This is a genomic window from Streptomyces sp. NPDC005393, from assembly GCF_040606675.1.
GTDB lineage: Bacteria > Actinomycetota > Actinomycetes > Streptomycetales > Streptomycetaceae > Streptomyces.
Window position 1 is genome coordinate 133,667 of record NZ_JBEXFG010000008.1, and the last position, 20,151, is coordinate 153,817.

Annotated in this window: 18 protein-coding genes; 14 read left to right on the plus strand and 4 right to left on the minus strand. The window is 72.4% G+C overall.

The genetic code is table 11. The features are described 5' to 3' along the window. The first annotated feature begins 4 nt into the window (after positions 1-4). Both ABZS71_RS10600 and ABZS71_RS10605 read left to right on the plus strand, forming a co-directional pair. Positions 5-1,384, plus strand: a complete 1,380-nt coding sequence (locus tag ABZS71_RS10600; protein WP_356208829.1) for a histidine kinase — start codon at positions 5-7, stop codon at positions 1,382-1,384. After that, entirely contained in the window at positions 1,374-2,039 is a 666-nt protein-coding gene (locus ABZS71_RS10605) for a response regulator transcription factor (RefSeq protein ID WP_355854929.1), read from the plus strand. The genes ABZS71_RS10600 and ABZS71_RS10605 overlap by 11 nt, the downstream gene beginning before the upstream one ends. Positions 2,040-2,132: 93 nt before the next feature. On the opposite strand, the gene mftM is transcribed toward ABZS71_RS10605, so the two are convergent. The 4 genes from mftM to mdo all read right to left on the minus strand — a co-directional run bounded on the left by mftM (position 2,133) and on the right by mdo (position 7,200). Further along, complete coding sequence (gene mftM, locus ABZS71_RS10610) at positions 2,133-3,059, minus strand: mycofactocin oligosaccharide methyltransferase MftM (RefSeq protein WP_355854926.1); 927 nt, start codon at positions 3,057-3,059, stop codon at positions 2,133-2,135. Then, the gene (locus tag ABZS71_RS10615; protein WP_356208830.1) at positions 3,056-4,588 is read right to left on the minus strand and encodes a VWA domain-containing protein; all 1,533 of its coding nucleotides are present in this window, start codon (positions 4,586-4,588) and stop codon (positions 3,056-3,058) included. The genes mftM and ABZS71_RS10615 overlap by 4 nt, the downstream gene beginning before the upstream one ends. Before the next feature lie 18 nt (positions 4,589-4,606). Beyond that, positions 4,607-5,842, minus strand: coding sequence for a MoxR family ATPase (locus ABZS71_RS10620; RefSeq protein ID WP_356208831.1), 1,236 nt, complete (start codon positions 5,840-5,842; stop codon positions 4,607-4,609). Positions 5,843-5,907: 65 nt separating this feature from the next. After that, positions 5,908-7,200 carry an NDMA-dependent methanol dehydrogenase gene (mdo, locus tag ABZS71_RS10625; protein WP_355854918.1) on the minus strand — a complete coding sequence of 431 codons (1,293 nt, stop codon included), beginning with the start codon at positions 7,198-7,200 and terminating at the stop codon, positions 5,908-5,910. Positions 7,201-7,594: 394 nt separating this feature from the next. Between mdo and mftA the strand changes: the two genes are divergently transcribed. Genes mftA through mftF form a run of 12 tightly spaced genes read left to right on the plus strand, consistent with a single transcriptional unit; the run spans position 7,595 to position 20,042 of the window. Then, a complete protein-coding gene (gene mftA / locus ABZS71_RS10630) occupies positions 7,595-7,726 on the plus strand; it encodes a mycofactocin precursor MftA (RefSeq protein WP_355854915.1) in 132 nt (43 codons plus the stop codon). An 11-nt stretch (positions 7,727-7,737) separates the two neighbouring features. Further along, positions 7,738-8,004 (plus strand): mycofactocin biosynthesis chaperone MftB, encoded by a 267-nt coding sequence (gene mftB, locus ABZS71_RS10635; RefSeq protein WP_356208833.1) that lies wholly within the window; start codon positions 7,738-7,740, stop codon positions 8,002-8,004. A gap of 19 nt (positions 8,005-8,023) precedes the next feature. After that, positions 8,024-9,223, plus strand: a complete 1,200-nt coding sequence (gene mftC, locus ABZS71_RS10640; protein ID WP_355854909.1) for a mycofactocin radical SAM maturase — start codon at positions 8,024-8,026, stop codon at positions 9,221-9,223. After that, positions 9,220-11,253 (plus strand): mycofactocin system FadH/OYE family oxidoreductase 1, encoded by a 2,034-nt coding sequence (locus ABZS71_RS10645; RefSeq protein ID WP_356208835.1) that lies wholly within the window; start codon positions 9,220-9,222, stop codon positions 11,251-11,253. The genes mftC and ABZS71_RS10645 overlap by 4 nt, the downstream gene beginning before the upstream one ends. Then, entirely contained in the window at positions 11,250-13,334 is a 2,085-nt protein-coding gene (locus ABZS71_RS10650; RefSeq protein ID WP_356208837.1) for a mycofactocin system FadH/OYE family oxidoreductase 2, read from the plus strand. Before ABZS71_RS10645 ends, ABZS71_RS10650 begins: the two co-directional genes overlap by 4 nt. Continuing rightward, a complete protein-coding gene (locus ABZS71_RS10655; RefSeq protein WP_355854900.1) occupies positions 13,331-14,311 on the plus strand; it encodes a mycofactocin-associated electron transfer flavoprotein alpha subunit in 981 nt (326 codons plus the stop codon). Before ABZS71_RS10650 ends, ABZS71_RS10655 begins: the two co-directional genes overlap by 4 nt. After that, positions 14,304-15,626, plus strand: a complete 1,323-nt coding sequence (locus tag ABZS71_RS10660) for an FAD-dependent oxidoreductase (protein ID WP_356208839.1) — start codon at positions 14,304-14,306, stop codon at positions 15,624-15,626. The genes ABZS71_RS10655 and ABZS71_RS10660 overlap by 8 nt, the downstream gene beginning before the upstream one ends. A gap of 59 nt (positions 15,627-15,685) precedes the next feature. After that, positions 15,686-15,976, plus strand: a complete 291-nt coding sequence (locus ABZS71_RS10665) for a 4Fe-4S dicluster domain-containing protein (RefSeq protein ID WP_355854894.1) — start codon at positions 15,686-15,688, stop codon at positions 15,974-15,976. 7 nt (positions 15,977-15,983) lie between these two features. Continuing rightward, complete coding sequence (locus tag ABZS71_RS10670) at positions 15,984-16,946, plus strand: mycofactocin-associated electron transfer flavoprotein beta subunit (RefSeq protein WP_356208841.1); 963 nt, start codon at positions 15,984-15,986, stop codon at positions 16,944-16,946. Continuing rightward, positions 16,943-17,716, plus strand: coding sequence for a mycofactocin biosynthesis peptidyl-dipeptidase MftE (gene mftE / locus ABZS71_RS10675; protein WP_355854888.1), 774 nt, complete (start codon positions 16,943-16,945; stop codon positions 17,714-17,716). Before ABZS71_RS10670 ends, mftE begins: the two co-directional genes overlap by 4 nt. Beyond that, a complete protein-coding gene (locus ABZS71_RS10680) occupies positions 17,713-18,498 on the plus strand; it encodes a mycofactocin-coupled SDR family oxidoreductase (protein ID WP_356208842.1) in 786 nt (261 codons plus the stop codon). Before mftE ends, ABZS71_RS10680 begins: the two co-directional genes overlap by 4 nt. Positions 18,499-18,512: 14 nt before the next feature. Then, positions 18,513-20,042 (plus strand): mycofactocin biosynthesis glycosyltransferase MftF, encoded by a 1,530-nt coding sequence (mftF, locus tag ABZS71_RS10685; protein ID WP_356208843.1) that lies wholly within the window; start codon positions 18,513-18,515, stop codon positions 20,040-20,042. Positions 20,043-20,151 lie beyond the last annotated feature (109 nt).

Consider the following 20,151-nt stretch of genomic DNA (forward strand, 5'->3'; position numbering starts at 1 on the left):
CCCGGTGAGCGTCCCCCGTCACGATCCGCGCGCCGCAGCCAACTTGGGCGAGCTCACCGGCCTGCGCTCGGGCAAGCGGTCGTTCTATCCCGCATATATACGCTCCAACGAGCGGTTGGAGCGCGCGGTGGAAGCGCTCGACGGCATCTCGCGCGCCCTGGTCCGTACGGCAGAGGGACCGCGAGCCCTGGTCGAGGCGGTCGTGCGGGCCGCGGCCGAGCATCTCCAGGCGCGCTGGCTGCTGCTGGCCGTGGCAGACGGCGCGCTGCGCGCGGCCCGGCCCCGGTTTCTGCTGCTCGCCGACGACGTCCTGATCGACGACGAGACCAGGCTGCCCGCCGAGGTACGCGTGCACCTGGACGTGCTGCGCACCCGGCCGTGGGAAGCCGCCTCCTCCCCCGGCGCCGACGGCTGGGTCCGCGCCCCGATGACCCTGGACGACGAGCCGGTCGGCGGGATCGCGGCCCATCCCGGTGCCGGGCTGGAAGTGGCCGACACGGACCTCGCGATCCTGCGGGTGCTGGCCAACCAGGCGGCCGTCGCGCTGCACAACTCCTTCCTCTTCCACGCCGCCACCCGGCTGCGCGGCCGCACCGAGCAGCTGTCCGAGGCCGCCGAGCGCCAGGCCCGGGACCTCGCCGCGCGCAGCGCCGAGCTCGCCGAGACACAGCGGCGGCTGGTCGAGGCGATGCAGCGGCAGGCGCTGGACGACGAACGGCACCGGATCGCCCGCGAGTTGCATGACAGCGTCACGCAGTACGTCCTCAGTGCGGGGATGACGATGGAGGTGTGCCGCGCCGAGCTGGAAGGGCTGGGCGGGCCCGTCGGTGAGATCGCCGAGCGGCTCTCCTCCGCCAAGGACCTTAACCGGCAGGCCGTGGAACGGCTGCGTGCCGCGATCTACGCACTGCACCACTCCTCGAAGGAACCGTCGGGACCGCTGCCGGTGATGCTGGAGCGGCTGTCCTCGGTGCACCTGCAGACGGAACTGGAGGTGCGGGTACGGGTGGAGGGCAGCCCGGTGCCGCTCCCGCCGCAGGCCGAGCAGTCGATCCTGCGGCTGGCCGGCGAAGCGCTGTTCAACTCCGCCTCGCACGGCCACGCCTCCCGGGCGCTGGTGCTGCTGCGCTACCGGCCCGGCAGCGTCGTACTGAGCGTGTCCGACGACGGCACCGGCGACCCGGCCCAGCTGCGCCGCACGCTGCGCCTGTGCCGGGCCACCGACCTGTCCGGACGCCACCGCGGGCTGGCCAACATGCTGGCCAGGGCGGAGGAGCTGGGCGGCACACTGTCCATCCGCCGGTCGCGGATGGGAGGCATCCAGCTGCGGGTGGAGATCCCGCTGCCGGTGAGCGTCGATCAGGAGGACCCGGATGACTGCTGAGCAGCACGAGCCGCTCCCCACGTCTGCCGTACGGGTCGTACTGGTCGACGACCACGCGATCGTCCGGCAGGGGCTGCGGTCCATTCTGGAGCGCGAACCGGATCTGGAGATCGTCGGAGAGGCCAGCACGGCCGCCGAGGCGCTGGCCGTCACCGAGCGCGCCCGCCCCGACATCGTGCTGCTGGACCTGAAGCTGTCCACGGGAGCCGATGCCGAGGGCCTGGAGCTGTGCTCCCAGCTCACCGAGCGCTGTCCGGGCCCGGCGGTGCTGGTCCTCACCACCTTCCTGGACGATTCCCTGGTGGTGGGCGCGATCCAGCACGGCGCCCGTGGCTATGTGGTCAAGGACGTGGACACCACCGAACTGCTGCGCTCGATCCGCGCGGTGGCCCGCAACGAAAGTGCCTTCGACTCCCGCTCGGCCGCCGCGATGGCGCGGTCCATGCGCCTGCCCACCGATCAGCCTTCTTTCACCGAACGGGAGTTGAAGGTGCTGGAGCTGCTGGCCCGCGGGCTGAGCAACCGCGACATCGGCTCCCGTCTGTACATCTCGGAGACCACGGTGAAGTTCCACGTACGGAACATCATGCGGAAGCTGGACGCGGCCAGCCGCGCGGAGGCGGTGTACGAGGCCAGCAAGTTGGGCGTGATCTGAGAACGGGCGTGATCCGGGAACGGCGGTGACCGGGTCCGGAGATCTGCGGACCCGGTCACCGCGGAGCGGCAGCCGCCGGCGGGGAGGCCGGCGTCAGGGGAGGTCGAGGACCAGCCAGCCGCCGTGGAATTCGGTGACCGTGAACGGGAGCCCGGTGCCCCGGCCGAGATTGACGAGCTGGCCGCGGTCGAAGCACCGCACATGTCCGTACGCGGCTGTCGGCTCGTCCTCGAACGGCACGGCCACCACCACCCGCCGCCGGGTCAGCCGCAGCGCTTCCCGTACGACGGCGGCGCCGTAGCTCGGGTCCACGTGTTCGAGCAGGTGGATGGCGGTCACGGTGTCCACCGAGCGGTCCGGCAGCGGCACCCGCGCCGCGTCGCAGGTCATGGTCTCCACCGGCAGCCGCCGGGCGTCGGCCACGGCCGCGAGCAGCCGCATGGTGCCGGCCGCGAGATCGGAGGCGATCACCGTGTTGCGCCCCCGCTCGGCCAGCAGCAGGGCCAGGAATCCGAAGCAGGCGCCCATGTCGAGTACGGCGCCGGGGGCGACCAGTTCGAGCGTCCTGCGGTACACCGGGGCGAATCCGGCGATGGACGAATGGCCGGCCGGGGACGGGTCCTGCCAGCACTCCCGGATCCGGGCGAGCGTGTTGACGTAGAACCTGTCCCAGGACCGCACGGGCCCGTTCACGCAGGAGCGCACCACCCCGGTGAAGACCCGCTCGAAGATGTCGGGTCCCGACAGCCAGCCGGGCGCGAAGAGTTCCTCGGCGAGCAGCCCGGCCAGGTCGTTGTCCAGCGCTTCCGGGGCCAGCCAGTGGCCCACCTCCACTCGTTGGCCGCGGCGGCGCAGGCAGAAGTGCTCGGTCCGTACGATCGGTGTGCTCGGCCCGCACGCGCCCGCGCAGGGGGCCTCCCGCACGACGCGCACCACATGATCCGCGTAGTGGCCCGGCCGGTTCGGGGCGAGCGGGTCGATGGAGGTGGCGGCGAGGCGGAGCCGGTCGGGGGCGCTCATCGTCCCGTCACCTCCGAGGAGATCCGATCGGCGGTGCGCCGCAGTCCGGCGAGGTCGGCGACGACCTGGACGCGGTCGCACAGTTCCGAGTACTGCGGCAGGTCGCAGGCGCCCAGGCCCCAGGAGTAGCGCGGTTCGGGGGTCAGCCAGATGGTCTGGCGGACCCTGCGGGTGAGCTCTTCGAAGGCCTCGGTCCGCGGGTCATTGCCGTTGCCGCGGCCGTCGCCCAGCACGAGAAGGGTGGTGCGGCGGTTGAACGCCGAATCGTGCTCGGAGCGCAGCAGCTCGAAGGTGCGCCCGTAGTCGGAGTTGGCGTCGGTGTCCAGCAGCCCGCCCGCCGGCAGCCCGTCGAAGACCAGGCCGAGCGCGCGCTCCATCGGATGCTCGGCGAACAGCTCGGTGATCTCCATGGGCTCGTCGACGAAGGCGAACGACCGCACCTGCGCGAACAGCGACTGCAGCCCGTGCACCAGGTGCAGCGTGAACCGCGCGGTGGCCCGTACCGACAGTGATACGTCGACGAGCACCACGAGGCGAGGTTTGTCCTCGGCGCGGCTGACGGTGACCGGGCGAAAGGGCACGCCGTCGTAGCGCATGTTCTTGCGCATCGTGCGGCCCGCATGCACGCGGCCGTTCGGGGTGTTGAGCTTGCGGCTGGTCAGCGCGCCGTGCAGGGAGCGCGCCACGCGGTGCAGCGCCTCCTCCAGCTGGGCGCGCTCGTCCTCGCCGACCCGTTCGGTACGGGCCTGTGCGGCGATCCGTGACTCCACAGCGACCGACTCCAGTTCGGCGAGCCGGTCGAGGTGCCGCTTGAGGAGTTCGGGGAGGTTCTCGATGGTTCCGGCGAGCCGGCGGCGCAGCGCGTCCAGCTGCTGCTCGTCGGCGTCCTCGGCGTCGTCGGCGAACCACCCGAAAAGGGCGTCCTGCTGGGCGACGGTCAGCTCGGTGTCGATCCGGTTGCCGGTGGACGGGGCCAGCTGGCCGGGCGCCCCGGCGCCGTGCAGCCGCTCGGTCTCCAGTTGCACGGTCGGGACGCTGTCGCCGCCGCTGCTCGTGCTGTCCTTGGACAGCACGATCTCATCGGTCATCGAGGCCAGGTCGATCTTGTTGGCCTCCTGGTGCAGGTTGTACTGCTGGGCCAGGTCCTGCTGGTCGAAGTAGTCCCGGATGTCGGCCGGCTTGCCGTGGCTGTGACCCTGCTGCGGGGTCTGCGACGGCTCCTCGGAGACGGTGAACGACTCCAGCTCGCCGGTGTCGGTCAGGTCGTCGTGCTCATGGCTGTGGCCGTGCTCGTCCGCCGTGCCGCCCACCCGACGCAGCGAGAAGAACGCCGTGAACAGCTCGTCGAACGGCTCGTCGTCCCGCCGGTCCTTGATCAGCGCCAGGCGCAGTGCCTCGCGCAGCGTTTCCTTCTCGGCGAGCACGCCGGGCTGGGCCGCGCAGCGCATCGCGTCCATGGCCTCCGACACCGAGACCCGCAGGCCGAACAGGCGCAGGATGCGCACGAACCGGTGCAGGCCGGTCTCCACTGTCGCCTCACCCCGCCTTCACGGTCGCCGACGGGTGATCGCGGCGAACGCCCTGGCGCCCTGGCCCTCGCCAGGTGCGATGCGGCGGGTCGGGCCGGCCCCCGGCGCTCCGTAGTAGCCCTCGTCGTGCCGCCCCGGAAGGTCCTTGGCCGTGCGGACGGCCTGGCCGTCGGGTTCGTCGCCGTCCGGGTCCTGGCCCGGGTCCCGGTGCACATGGCCTGGGCCATGGCTGTGTCCTTGCCCGGGACCATGGCTGTGTCCGTGGCCGTGCCCGTGGGCGTGGTGGCCCGCCTCCGGCAGTTCCGCGTTGGGGTCGACCAGCCGGGGCAGTACGCCCAGCGCGCGGTCCATGTCCCGTTCGTACTTGAGGACCACGTTGGCCGTCTCGGCGAGCACCGCGGGGTTGAGTTCCTGTACGCCGAGTACGGCGAGGGTGCGGGCCCAGTCGATGGTCTCGGAGATGCTGGGGCTCTTGCGCAGCTCCAGCTCGCGCAGTCCGCGCACCACCTCCACCAGATGCCCGGCCGCGGCGTCCGGCAGCCCGGTGTTTTTGGCCTTGAGGATCGCCAGCTCCCGCTCGGCGTCCGGGTAGTCCAGGAACAGGTGCAGACAGCGCCGCTTGAGCGCGGCGGAGAGGTCGCGGGTGTTGTTGGAGGTGAGCACCATGTACGGCGGGATCTTCGCGGTGTACGTACCGATCTCGGGCACCGACACCTGGAACTCCGCCAGGCACTCCAGCAGCACCGCCTCCAACGCCTCGTCTGCGCGGTCGACTTCGTCGATCAGCAGGACGGCGGGCTCTTCGCCGCGTACCGCGTCCAGCAGCGGGCGGGGCGCGAGGAAGCGGTCGGAGAAGAACGCGCTGTCCTGTTCGCTGATGCGCTGCATCGCGGTGGCCAGGTCGGGCGCGGCGGCGGTGATCTCGCCGATCTTGTCCCGGAGCATCTGCGTGTACAGCAGCTGCTTGCCGTAGTCCCACTCGTAGAGCGCCTTGCTCTCGTCCTGGCCCTCGTAGCACTGGAGCCGCAGCAGCCGTCGGCCGGTGGCGGCGGCGAGGGTCTTGGCGAGTTCGGTCTTGCCGACCCCGGCCGGCCCTTCCAGCAGGACCGGTTTGTCCATCCGGGACAGCAGGAACACGGTCGTCGCCAGCCGGCGGTCGGCGATATAGCCGTGGTCGGCGAACCGTGCGGTCACGTCGTCGACCGAGCTGAACTCCCCTTGTGCTGCTGCGTGGTGATCGGGTGTATCGGGCACGGCTCCTCCGTCCGGGTGGCGGAGGCGGGGTCGGCGCACGCCGGCCCCGCCTCCGCGGCTGTCGCTCAGCTGAGCAGGTCGTCCAGGTCACCGGTCATGCAGTGCTCGACGACCGGCCGGACCGTGTCGAACGTGCACTCCTTGGCGTTGCCCGGGGTGCAGGCGTCGCCGAGGACATGGTGGGTGATGCGGTCGACGTCAGCGGCATCGCCCTTGATCACCGACGCCTGCTCGTAGTACTTCGTCGGGCCCGTGCCGAGCCGGTTCTTGGAGTAGGACTCCTGCGTGACATCGACGAACCGCTCCGGGATACCCACGTCGCGCAGCAGCCGGACAGACGCCTCCAGCGCCGCCTCGGCGGCCTTCACCTTGGTCATGCCATGCGTGTCCACGCCCATCGCCTCGGCGATGTCCGCGAACCGCTCGTAGGCCGCGGGCATGTTGAAGGCCCATACGCGCGGCAGGGCGATGGCGTTGTTCAGCCCGTGATGGGTGTCGTAGAAGGCGCTGACAGCGTGCGAGATGGAGTGGACGATGCCCAGGCCACCGGAGTTGAACGCCTGCGCCGCGATGTACTGGGCGTACATCATGCCTTCACGGCCCGCCAGGTCCTGGCCGTTCCACACCGCCTGCCGCAGGTGCTGGGCGGTCAGCTTGATGGCGTGCAGCGAATTGCCCAGCGACGGCTGGAAGTTCAGCCGCGAGATGTACGGCTCCGAGGCGTGCGCGAGCACGTCGAAGCCGCACTGCGCGGTGTAGTCCAGCGGGCAGTCGTAGTAGAGCGTGGGGTCGTCAACCGCCAGGCTGGCCACAGAGGCGTCGTCGAAGGCCACGTACTTGTGCGGGTTGTCCGGGTCGGTCGTGGTGTCGGTGATGACATACGCCCACGAGGTCTCCGAGCCGGTGCCCGCAGTGGTGGACACCGCGATGTGCGGCGGGTTCTTGGGGTTCTCCGACTTGTTGAAGCCCTCGAACTCATTGACGCTGCGGCCGTCGTGGGCCACCGAGATCCGCGCTCCCTTGCACGCGTCGTGCGAGGAGCCGCCGCCGATCGACACGAAGGAGTCGCACTTGTTCTCCTGGTACAGCGCCACGGCGTCCATGACGTTGTAGTCCTTGGGGTTGGACTCGACCTTGTCGTACAGCACGACCTCCAGGCCGTGGTACTTCATCGACTCGACGATCTTGTGCACGGTGTCGCTGCCGCGGAGTCCCGTGGTCATCACGAGCGTCCGCTTGAAGCCCAGTTTCTTCGCCTCGGGGCCGATCAGCTCGTGGGCGCCGGGGCCGAGGAGCGCCCGCGGGAACGGGTGGAACTCCTTGATCGGGAAGGGCTTGAGAAGTTCATCGACCTGCATGGGCCACTTTTCCTCTCCGCGCACTCGGCGCGTGTTCTGCGGCGACTGCTCCTTTGCCGGCGGCGCAGCTGTCCGGTGTGGAGCTCGGACGCCGAGAACGTAAGCGGCCCGGTCCGCCCCGCGGAACCCGTGCGGGGCCGATCCCGATCACCCGGGCAGCCGCTCGATACGAACGGACGGCCCCGGACCTGTCCGATCGGACAGGGTGCGGGCGGGGTACGGGCGGCGGCGACGGCCACGGGGGCTCGGTACGGGGCCCTACCTGTGCGTCCGGACAGGTAGAGGGCAGCCAAAAGCACGGCGAAACGCGCCGCACCGCCCCCCTAACTTCGGTTCAGGAGCACGACCGCTCCGGTCCAGGAGCACGACCGAACACCGTCAGAGAGGGATCGAGATGTCCGAGGAAGTCCGTACCGCCCAGCAGGACGCCGACGTCACCACCGACACCACGGCGATCCCCGCCGAGATCGTCGAGGAGCTTCTCGTGGAAGAGGTCTCCATCGACGGCATGTGCGGCGTCTACTAAGGGCGATCACCGTGATCCCCCCGTTCGACGCCGAACGGCCCTACCGGCTGAATCCCAGTGTCGCGCTGCGCCCCGAGCCCTTCGGGGCGCTCGCGTACCACTTCGGCAACCGGCGGCTGTCGTTCCTGAAGGCACCGGAACTCGTCGAGCTCGTCTCCGGGCTCGAGCGGCACCTCAGTGTGACCGAGGCCCTGGCCGAGGTTCCCGGCCGCCGGCGCGACGCCTCCCTGCGCGCACTGGCCTCTTTGGCCGCCGCCGACATGATCATTCCTCAGTGAAGCGGAAGCGAGTCCGGTGATGACCACCACCTGCGAACCCTCGCACGCCGAGCCCGTCCCGGCCCTCGTCGAGCAATTCAAGGGCGGCCTGCTCGCCCCCATCTGCCTGACGTGGGAGTGGACGTACGCGTGCAACCTGTCCTGCGCCCACTGCCTGTCCTCATCGGGCCGGCGTGACCCGTTTGAGCTCACCACCGACGAGATCAAGTCGGTGATCGACGAGCTGCAGCGGATGCAGGTGTTCTACGTCAACGTCGGCGGCGGCGAGCCGACCGTACGCCCGGACTTCTGGGAGCTGCTGGACTACGCGGTGGCGCACCAGGTGGGCGTGAAGTTCTCCACCAACGGCCTGCGGCTGACCCCCGAGCGTGCCCGGCAGCTGGCCGCCACCGACTACATCGACGTACAGATCTCGCTGGACGGCGCGACCCGCGAGGTCAATGACGCGGTGCGCGGGCACGGCTCGTACGACATGGCGGTGCGCGCCATGGAGAACCTGTCCGACGCGGGCTTCGAGGACTTCAAGATCTCGGTCGTCATGACCCGCGAGAACGTCCCTCAGCTGGACGACTTCGCCGCCATCGCCGACCGGTTCGGCGCCCAGCTGCGCATCACCCGGCTCCGCCCGTCGGGGCGCGGCGCGGATGTGTGGGACGACCTGCACCCCACCGCCGAGCAGCAGCAGGAGCTGTACCACTGGCTGGTCGGCAACGGCGAGCGGGTGCTGACGGGCGATTCGTTCTTCCACCTCAACGCCCTGGGCTCGACGCCGATCCCGGGTCTGAACCTGTGCGGGGCCGGGCGGGTGGTCTGCCTGATCGACCCGGTGGGCGATGTCTACGCCTGCCCGTTCGCCATCCATGACGCGTTCAAGGCGGGCAATATCCGTACGCCCGGCGGGTTCGACGAGGTGTGGCGGACCTCGCCGCTCTTCCAGGAGCTGCGCGGCGAGCAGTCCTCCGGGGCCTGCACCTCCTGCTCGGCGTTCGATGTCTGCCAGGGCGGCTGCATGGCCGCGAAGTTCTTCACCGGACTGCCGCTGGACGGCCCGGACCCCGAGTGCGTCAAGGGGCACGGCGCCGCCGCGCTGAGCGCGGTGGACCGTCGGCTGCCGCCGCAGGGCAAGGACCACTCGCACCGTACGGTGCCGCTGGGCATGCCGTCGCTGCGCGTCCCGGCGAAGCCCTGCGATGCGAGCCCGCTGGCCGGTGGCGCATGACCGCGATCACCGATCCGATCACGCTGGCCGGCCGGCCGGCGCCGAGCCGGGTGATGTTCGGCCCGCACGAGACCAACCTGGGGGACGGGCGGTCGTTCTCCGGCCGGCACGCGGCCTATTACGCCCGCCGGGCGGCCGGCGGTGCGGGCCTGATCGTCACCGAGACCGCGAGTGTGCACGCGTCGGACTGGCCCTACGAGCGCGCCCCGCTGGCCGCCGAGTGCGGGCCCGGCTGGGCGGAGGTGGCCGCCGCCTGCCGCCCGCACGGGGCGCTGGTGGTGGCCTCGCTCGGCCATGCCGGGATGCAGGGGTCATCCGCGTACTCGCAGAGCGTGCTGTGGGCGCCCTCGCGGGTGCCGGACGCCGGGTCGCGCGAGTTGCCCATGGAGATGGAGCAGCCGGAAATCGACGCGCTGGTCGAGGGGTTCGCCTCGGCCGCCGCGCTGGCGGTGCGCTGCGGCGCGGATGGCGCGGATGGCGCGGATGGCCTGGACGGCGTGGAGATCAACGCCGGTCAGCACTCCCTGCTGCGGCAGTTCCACTCCGGGCTGACCAATCTGCGCGAGGACCGCTACGGCGAGGACAAGCTCGCGCTGACCGAGCAGGTGCTGCGGGCCGTACGGGAGAGAGTCGGCGAGGACCGGGTACTGGGACTGCGGCTGTGCTGCGACGAGCTGGCGCCATGGGCCGGGGTCACCCCGGACCTCGCCGCCGAGCAGGCGCGGCGGCTCGCCGGGCTGGTCGACTACCTCGTGGTGGTCCGCGGTTCGATCTACTCGGTCCCGGCCACCAGGCCCGATCTGCACACCGGGCCCGGGTTCAACGCGGAGCTGTGCGGCCGTATCCGGGACGCCGTCGGCGGCACCGCCCCCGTCGTGCTCCAGGGCTCCGTCACCGACCCCGACCAGGCACAACACTGGCTGACGGGCGGCGTGGCCGACCTGGTGGAGATGACCAGGGCGCAGCTCGCCGACCCGGATCTGGTGGCGCAATGTCGCGGCGGACAGGCGCACCGGGTCCGCCCCTGCATGCTGTGCAACCAGACGTGCGCCGTACGGGACAACCGCAACCCCGTCGTCACCTGTGTCGTGGAGCCGCGCAGCGGACACGAGACGCAGGACCCCGAGGTCGGCGGGAACGACCGGGTCCGGCACGACGTCCTCATCGTCGGCGGCGGGCCCGCCGGTATGGAGACCGCACGCGTGCTGGCCCAGCGGGGCCACCGCGTGGAACTGGCCGAACGCGGGCCGCAGCTGGGCGGCATGCTCGCCACCGCCGCGCTGGTGCACGGCCGGGAACGGCTCGGCCTGACGGTGGAGTGGTGGCGGCAGGAGCTGCTCCGCCTGGGCGTGTCCGTACGGCTCGGGCACGAGGTCACGGCGGCCGGGATGGACGCCGCGCTGGCCGAGGGCCGGCAGGTGGTCCTGGCCACCGGATCGGTGGCAGGACCGCGCGAGTACGAGATCGCCGCGGACGCGCAGGTCATCGAGGCCGCCGAGCTGGTCGAACTGGTGGGTTCCGGGCTCTCGGAGGAGCGGCGTACGGGCCGGGCCGTGGTGTACGACCCGGTCGGCGGGCCCGTGGGGGTCGGCGTCGCGGAGCTGCTCGCCGCGCGCGGCTGGGCGGCCTCCCTGGTCACACAGGACCAGATCGCGGGCACCCAGCTGGCCATCACCGGTGATCTGGCGGACGCAAACGCGCGGCTGCAACGGGCCGGAGTCGTACGGGAGACGCGCAGTCTGCTGCGCGCGGCGGCCGCGGACCATGTGGTGCTGGAGGACCGGTGGACCGGTGAACGCCGCACCGTGGACTGCGCGTTCGTCGTCCACTGCGGGCACCGGCTGCCCGACGAGGAACTGTATCTGCACCGGCCCGGCACGCCGCGCGCCGGTGACTGCACCGCGCCGCGCACCGTGCACGAAGCGGTGCTGGAGGCGCGCCGGGTGGCCCTCGCCGTCGGCGCGGCGGGCGAGCGCCCCGGTGTGCGGGGCGGTCTGCACACCCTGACCGTGGCAGGAGGCGTCCGATGAGCGGGACCGGGCCGTACCGTTACTTGTTCTCCCCGCTGCGGGTCGGACCGGTCGCGGTACGCAACAGGATCGTCTTCTCCGCGCACTTGACCAACTACGCCCAGGACGGCCTGCCGAGCGAGCAGCACGCCGCGTACTACGAGGCGCGCGCCGCGGGCGGGGCCGGGCTGATCATCACCGAGGAGCACTCGACCCACCCCACGGACTGGCCGTACGAGAAGCTGATCCATGGCTTCCACCGGTCGGTGATTCCCGGCTACCGCAGGATCACCGAAGCGGTGCACCGGCACGGCGCACCGATCTTCGCCCAGCTCAACCACAACGGCGGCCAGGCGTCCTCGATGTTCTCCCGGCTCCCGGTGTGGGCGCCGAGCCCCGTGCCGGACCCGATGTTCCGCGAGGTCCCCAAGGCCGTCGAGCAGCACGAGATCGCCGAGATCGTCGCGGGGTACGGCCTCGTCGCCGGGCACTGCGCCGAGGGCGGGTTCGACGGTGTGGAGCTCCAGTGCTCGCACTCCTCCATCGTGCGCGGCTTCCTCTCCCCCGCCACCAACAAGCGCACCGACGCGTACGGCGGCACGCTGCGCAACCGGGCCAGGATCCTGCTGGAGATCATCGACGCGGTGTGCGAGGCCATCGGCCCCGGCCGGGCGCTGGGCGTACGGATCTGCGGGGACGAGCTGATCGAGGGCGGCACCACGCTGGACGAGGCCGTCGAGGTCGCGCGGCTGGTGGAGGCCACCGGGAAGGTCGACTACATCAACACCTCGATCGGGGTCGCCACCGCGACGCTGTTCATGATCGAGGCGTCCATGGCCGTCCCCGCCGGGTACGCGCTGTTCATCGCCAACGCCATGCGCCAGGCCGTGAACATCCCGGTGATCGGCGTGGGCCGGATCAAGGACCCCGTACAGGCCGAACGGGCGCTGGCCGAGGGCCACTGCGACCTGGTGGGCGTGGTGCGCGGGCAGATCGCCGACCCCGACTTCACCGCCAAGGCCCGCGCCGGGCAGTCCGGCGACATCCGCAACTGCCTGTCCTGCAACCAGGAGTGCGTGGGCCGGATGGGCCTGAACCGGTGGCTGGGCTGCATCGAGAACCCGGCCGCGGGACGGGAGGCCGGGATCGCCGCACGGCGGCCCGCGGCCGCCACCCGGGAGATCAGTGCCGGCACCGCCGCAGTGCCGCTGCCCACCCCCGTACGCAGGGGCAAGCGCGTGCTCGTCGTCGGCGGCGGGCCGGCGGGTCTCCAGGCCGCGTCCACGGCCGCCCGGCGCGGCCACCGGGTCACCGTGTACGAGCGCGCGCCGCGGAGCGGCGGCCAGGTCGCGGTGGCCGCGTCGGTGCCCTCCCGTGCCGAATTCCTCGATGTGGTGCGCAATCTCCAGGTCGAGTGCCGGCGCCACGGCGTCGAGATCAGAACGGGCTGCGAGGCCGACGCGCGGACGCTGCTGGACGAGGCGCCGGACGCCGTGGTGCTGGCCACCGGCGCGCGCCCGCAGCCTCCGCACTGGGCCGGCGGCCACCCCCGCGTCGTGGACGTCCGCGACGTGCTCGAAGGCAGGGTCCAGCCGGCCGGTGACGTCGTGGTCGTCGACGACCTCGGCTTCCACCAGGCCACCAGCGTCGCCGAAGTCCTCGCCGACCGCGGCTGCGCGGTGGAGATCCTCACCGCCGGGATGGTCGTCGGCCAGGACCTCGGCATCACCCTCGACATGGAGACGTTCAACGTGCGTGCGCACGCCAAGGGCATCCGCCAGTCCACCGACCTGGTGGTGATGGCGGCGGCGAACCGGCCGGGCAGCGAGACCGCCGAGGACTCCGGTGGGCACTCCGCCGAGAACTCCGGTGGGGTGGTGCTGAGCCTCCTCCACCACCCCACCGGTCAGGGGGCCGAGCGGCACTGCGACTGGGTCGTCTGCGCGACCCACCAGGCGCCCGAGGACGGCCTGTGGCATGAGCTGCGCAACGGCGAGAGCCATGGCACGAAGCCCGAAGTGCACCGGATCGGCGACTGCCTGGCACCGCGCCGCGCCCACGCCGCCGTGATCGAGGGCAACCGGGTCGGGGAGGCGCTGTGAGCCTGCCACGCGGTCTGGGCATGGCCGCCGTGATCACCGTGCGCGACGGCGAACTCCCCGTGGGGGCCGACGAGACGGTCGCCGAGGCGGGCGGCCTCGCGCTGCTCGCCGGGGCCGGCACCCGGGAGGCCGCGGGGACGCTGCGCGCGGCCCGCCGCGTGTGGCTCGTCGAGAGCGAATCGGTCGCGCCGGGCCGGCTCGCGGCCGCGCTTGCTCCCGAACTGGCCGACGTGGGTGGTGTGTTGCTGCCCGCCTCGCCGGACGGTCGGGACCTGGCGCCGCGGCTGGCCGTGGAGCTGGGCCGCCCGCTGCTGGCCGGCGCGGTGCGCTGCGTACCGGGCGAGGCCGAGCTGTCCCGGCTGGACGGCCGGCTGTCGGTACGGGTCGCGCTGGGCGGCCCGGCCGTGCTGACCCTGCTCCCCGGCGTCCGCGGCGCACCGGAACCGCAGGGCCCGCCCGAGATCACCGAACTCCCCCTGAACACACCGGACATCCGGCGGGACGCCGAGACCATCGAGGTGCTCCAGCCCGAGCCCAGCACCATGGACCTGGCCGAAGCGCCGCGGATCCTGGGCGGCGGCGCGGGGCTGGTGCCCGCCGGGGTGGACGGGCTCTCCACCATGCGGCTGCTGGCCGATGTCGCGGCCGCGCTCGGCGCGAGCGCCGGTGCCACCCGCGTGGTCACCGACGCCGGGTGGACGGGCTACGACCGGCAGATCGGCACCACCGGTGTGAGTGTCGACCCCGACCTGTACATCGCGTTCGGTATCTCCGGCGCATCGCAGCACATCGGCGGGCTCGGGCAGCCACGGCACGTGGTGAGCGTGAACACCGACCCGTCCTGCCCGATGACCGACATGGCCGACCTCGGCATCGTGGCCGACGCCCCCGCCGTACTCGGCGAACTGGCCCGCCGGCTGGGCGTGGACCGGGCCGCGGAAGCCGTAGCGGCGGCGAAGGGTGAGAACCATGGCTGACATGCCTGAGGAAGCAACGACCGTGGACGCCGTCGTGGTCGGCGCGGGCCCGGCCGGATCGGCCGCCGCGCTCGAACTGGCCCGCGCCGGACGCAGCGTGGTGCTCCTCGAACGCGGCGCGTACCCCGGTGCGAAAAACGTCTACGGCGGAGTGGTGTACGCCAGGGTCCTGGACGAGGCCGTTCCACGCTGGTGGGAAGAGGCGCCCGTACAGCGCTGGGTGACCCGCCGCAGCACGATGGTGCTGACCGGCTCCCAGGCCCTCACCGTCGACTTCCGTACCGCCGCCTGGGGCGGGCCGCCGTACAACGGCATGACCACCTACCGCGCCGACTTCGACTCCTGGCTGGCCGGCAAGGCGGTCGAGGCCGGGGCGCAGCTCGTCGCCTCCACCGTGGCCCGCAGCCTGCTGTGGGATGCCGCGGGGCGGGTCGTGGGCGTACGGACGGACCGGCCCGACGGGGACATCAGAGCACGCATGGTGATCGCCTGTGACGGTGTGAACTCCTTCCTCGCCAAGGAAGCCGGGCTGCTGCCGCGCACCAGCCCCGAGCACACCACCTTGGGTGTGAAGGAGACCCTCGCCCTGCCGCGTGCGGTGATCGACGAGCGCTTCGGGCTGCTCGGCGACCATGGCATGGACATCGAGATGCTCGGCTGCACCGAGGGCATCCCGGGCGGCGGCTTCCTCTACACCAACCAGGACTCGGTCTCCATCGGCGTGGTGGCCGGCCTCGAAGGACTGGCCGAGGCGAAGACCCGCCCGGAGGAGCTGATCGCTCGGCTCAAGGCGCATCCGGCCATCGCCCCGTACGTGCGGGACGCGCAGTTGAAGGAGTACTCCGCGCATCTCATTCCGGAGGGCGGGTACCGGACGATTCCGAAGCTGGCCATTGACGGGATGCTGGTCGCCGGTGACGCGGCGGCCATGTGCCTGGCAGCCGGACTGTGGCTGGAGGGCGTCAACTTCGCGATCGGCGCGGGCCTGGCGGCCGGGCGGACCGCGGCGGAGGCGATCGCGGCCGGCGACACGTCGGCGCGCGGGCTGGCCGGCTACCGGCGGCGGCTGGCGGACTCCTTCGTCCTCGCCGACCACAAGCGGCTGCGCGACGCCCCTGACCTGGTGCTCGGCGAGCGGATGCAGCGTCAGTACCCGGGCCTGGTCTGTGACCTCGCCGAGCAAGTGTTCACGGTGACCAACCCGCGCCCCAAGCGGGGCATGGCCGCGGAGTTCCTTCGCGCGGCCCGTCGCAACGACGTACGGCTGCGGGATCTCGCACGCGACGGTCTGAAATCGCTGCGGACTTTTGGATGAGGAGGCAGGGAAAGATGAACCATTCCGCGAGGTATCCCGATGCGGTGTACCCGGACTCCATGCGATATCCCGACGTGTCCTTCGAGGACCGGATGTCCACCGTCGACTTCCGGGTGGGCGAGCGGGCGCACATCACCGTGGACTCCGAGGTGTGCCGCTCGTGCACCACCAAGGAGTGCGTCCACGCCTGCCCGGCCGATCTGTTCGCCCCCACGGCGGACGGCGGAATCCTGTTCAACTACGAACAGTGCTTCGAGTGCGGTACCTGCTACCAGATCTGCAACGCCGAGGGCGCGATCAGCTGGACCTACCCCGACGGCGGCGACGGCGTCGCGTTCCGGAAGGGGTGAGGCGGCGATGGGCGTGATCGTCAGCGTACTGGGACGGTCCACGCGGGCGACCGAGGTCGACCCGCTCACCGGGGCGGTGACCGCCGAGCCCCGCGACCGCGGCCCCCACCCCTGCGACCTGGCGGCGCTGGAACAGGCCCTGCGGCTCGCCGAACGGTGGGACGTACGCGTCGTCGCGGTCGCCATCGGCCCGCCCGAGGCCGATGCGACGCTGCGGGAGGCGCTGGCGGCCGGGGCGGCCGAAGTCCTACGCGTCGAGCCCGTATCCGGCGCCGGAAGCACGGGCAGTACGGGCAGTACGGGCGCCATCGGAGCCACGGGCACAGGAAGCGCCGGAAGCGCCGATCCGTCCGGGATGGTGGACGGGGGCCAGGAGTCGGCCGCCGCGCTCGCCGAGGCGCTGCGGCGGTGCTACGGGGTGCCCGACCTCCTGCTGTGCGGGGACGCCCCGGCCGACGACGCCACCGGGTCCTTCGCCGCCTTCCTCGCCGCCGAGCTGAACGCCGAACAGGCCCTGGGCGTCGTGCACATCGAGCCGGACGGCGCCGACGCCCTGCGGGTGCAGCGACGGCTGGACGGCGGCCGCCGCGAGGTGCTGCGGGTGCGCCGGCCCGCCGTGGTGTCCGTCGAGGCCGCAGGGGTGCGGCTGCGGCGCGCGGGGCTTCGGGCGGTGCTCGCGGGGCGGCAGGCCCACGTACCGACCATGACAGCGACCGCCGTGACCACGGCTTCAACGGCGACGGGCGTACGGCCGCCGCGGGTGCTCGGCGCACAGCCGTACCGACCCCGGCCCCGTACGCTCCCCGGCCCGCACGGCACGGCGCACCTGAGGGTGCTGGAGCTGACCGGAGCGCTGGTGGAGCGCACCCCGCCCACCGTCGTCGGCCCGCTCGCCCCGGAAGCGGCAGTCGAGGAACTCCTCGGCTATCTGCACCGCCACGGCTGCCTCGGCGAGGACGGCACGCCATGACGGCCCGCCTCGCCGACGTCTCCTGGCCCGAACTGACGGCCCGGCGGCCGCTGGTGCTCCTCCCGGTCGGCTCCTGCGAGCAGCACGGTCCGCACCTGCCGCTGGACACCGACTCCTCGGTGGCCGAGGCCGTCGCCGGGCGGACCGCGGCCCGGCTCGGGGACGAGATGGACCTGATGGTCGCGCCGGTCCAGCCGTACGGGGCCAGCGGCGAGCACGAAGGTTTCCCCGGCACGGTCTCCATCGGGCAGACCGCGCTGGGCCTGCTGATCCTGGAGACCGGGCGCTCGATGCTGCGCTGGGCGGGCCGGCTGCTGGTGGTCAACGGGCACGGCGGCAATGTCGCCCCGCTGGCCAGGGCCGTGGCCCGGCTGCGCTACGAGGGCCGGGACGTCGCCTGGTGGCCCTGCGTCCCGCCCGGGTCCGACCCGCACGCGGGGCGCGCCGAGACCTCGATGATGCTGGGGTTGCGGCCCGAGGCGGTGCGCACAGCGCAGGCGGTTGCCGGGCCGACCGACCCGATCGAGCACCTGATGGAGCGGCTGATCGCGGATTCCCTCCGGGAGGTCAGCCCGTCGGGAGTCATCGGCGACCCGGCCGGTGCGGACGCCGCGGAGGGGCGCCACCTACTGGAGACCATGGCGGACGGGCTCACCGGGGACATCCGCGCCTGGCGGGTGAACGACCAGGGCCGACTCGGCGCCCCCGCGACCGGCTCCGGCGCCACTGCGACGGGCCGGGTCAAGCCGTCACAGGGAGCGGAGCAGTGACGAGACGTCAGGTCGCTGTGGTCACCGGCGCCGCGCGAGGCATCGGAGCCGCTGTCGTACGACGGCTGGCCGCCGACGGCTGGGCCGTGGTCGCGGTGGACTCCTGCACGGACGACCCCGGTGTGCCGTATCCGCTCGCCCGCCCGGATGAACTGGCCTCCCTAGCACGGGAGTTGCCCCGCGTGCGTACCGTGCAGGCGGACGTACGGGACGCCGCGGCCCTCGCCGAAGCGGTCGAGCTGGCCGAGCGGGAGTTCGGCCATGTGGACGCGGCCGTGGCGGCGGCCGCCGTGATCCTCGGCGGCGGCCCGGTCTGGGAACAGTCCGAGACGGACTGGCGAACGCTCTTCGACGTGGACGTCACCGGCGTGCTGAATCTCGCCCGCGCCGCCGTGCCCGCACTGCTGCGCGGCCCTCGGCCCCGCCAGGGACGGTTCGTCGCGCTCGCCTCGGCGGCCGCGCACCGCGGGCTGTGGGGCCTGGGCGGCTACTGCGCCGCCAAGCACGCCGTACTGGGCCTGGTCCGCGGACTCGCCTGCGATCTGCAAGGCACGGGTGTGCACGCGGTCGCCGTCTCCCCCGGGTCCACCAGGACCGACATGCTGCGCGCCACCGCCGACCTCTACGACCTGGACGACGTCGAAAAGCTCGCCGAGAACCAGCTCGTACGGCGGCTGCTGGAACCGGACGAGGTGGCCGCCGCCGTCGCCTGGGCATGCTCGCCCGAGTCCGCCGCCGTCACGGGATCCGTACTGCACGCGGACGGGGGGTTCACCGGATGACCGCGGACCACCGAATGACCGCGGACCCCCTCCCCGCGCCGCCCGACACCCGCCTGCCGCATGGCTTCACCGTCGAACTCGCCCCCGACGCCCACCGCTCGCGCGACGGCCGGCTGGTGCTCGGCGGCTCGCCGCCCCGGGTGCTGCGGCTGAGCGCGACCGCCGCGGGCCTGCTCGGCCGCGGCCGGTTCACGGTGACGGACCGGGCCACCGGCACCCTCGCCCGGCGGCTGCTGGACATCGGCGTCGTCCATCCCCGCCCGGACACCGGTCCGGTGCGCGGGACCACGGTGGTAATCCCGGTACGCGACCGGGCGGACCTGGTACGCCAGTTGCTCACCCGGCTGGCCGCCGACCCGCAGACGGCGGACCTGCCGGTGCTGGTGGTCGACGACGGCTCCGCGCGCCCCGCGGAGCTGGCCGCGGCGGTCCGCCGGTACGGAGCCCGGCTGCTCGTCCATCCCCGTAACCTCGGTCCCGCCGCCGCGCGCAACACCGGACTGCGCCACGCCACCACCCCGTACGTGGCCTTCCTCGACTCCGATGTGCTGCCCGAACCGGGCTGGATGGCACCGCTGTTGGCACAGTTCGCCGATCCCTCGGTGGCGCTGGCCGCACCGCGCGTGGTCTCGGCCCAGGCACGCCGGCAGGGGCGGCTGGACCGATACGAAGAGGTCAGGTCACCGCTGGACATGGGCGCGCGGGAGGGCCCGATCGTGCCGCTGTCCGCGCTCGCCTATGTGCCCAGCGCGACGGTGGTGGTCCGGCGGGAGGCCGTCGGCACCGGATTCGCCCCGCACCTGCGCGTCGCCGAGGACGTCGACCTGTGCATGCGGCTGCACGAAGCGGGCTGGCGGCTGAGCTACGTCCCCGGCTCCAGGGTGGGCCACCGGCACCGCACCGACCTGCGCAACTGGCTTGCCCAGCGGGCCGGTTACGGCACCGGCGCCGCCGACCTGGCGTTGCGCCACCACGGTCAGGTCCCGCCGCTGCACGCCGCGCCGTGGTCACTCGCCGCCTGCGCGCTGGCGCTCCGCGGCACGGCCGCCCCGGCTGCCGCCGCGGTGGCGCTCACCGCGGTGACCGCGGCGCGGCTGGTCCGCCGGCTGCCGGACGCGGACACCCCGGTCCGGGCGGGCACGCTGCTGACGCTGGCCGGGCTGCGCGGCACCGGCGAGCAGCTGCTGCGCTGCGCGACCCGGCACCACTGGCCCATCGCCGTACTCCTCGGAGCGTCCAGCCGCCACGCCCGGCGCATCCTCCTAGCGGGCGCGCTGGCCGAGGGACTGATCGACTACCGACGCTGCCGCCCCCGGCTGAATCCCCTGGAGTACGTACTGATCCGCCGCCTGGACGACCTCGCGTACGGCTGGGGCGTCTGGCACGGCGCCCTGCGCCGCCGTACCGCGGCACCGCTCATCCCACGAATCGCCCTGTCCACGTCCACATCCACGTCCACGCCACCCTCCACATCACCATCCACGTCCTCGGCGCGAGCAGACGGGCCCCACCAACCTTCCACCAACCTCCGCACGCCACATTGAGCCCACCCGACCACACACACAGTGAAGCCCTGCCATCACCCGAACCCATCCCCCCATCCACACCCACCCATATCCATCCACATCCACTTGCACTTTCCCGGAGGCCCCG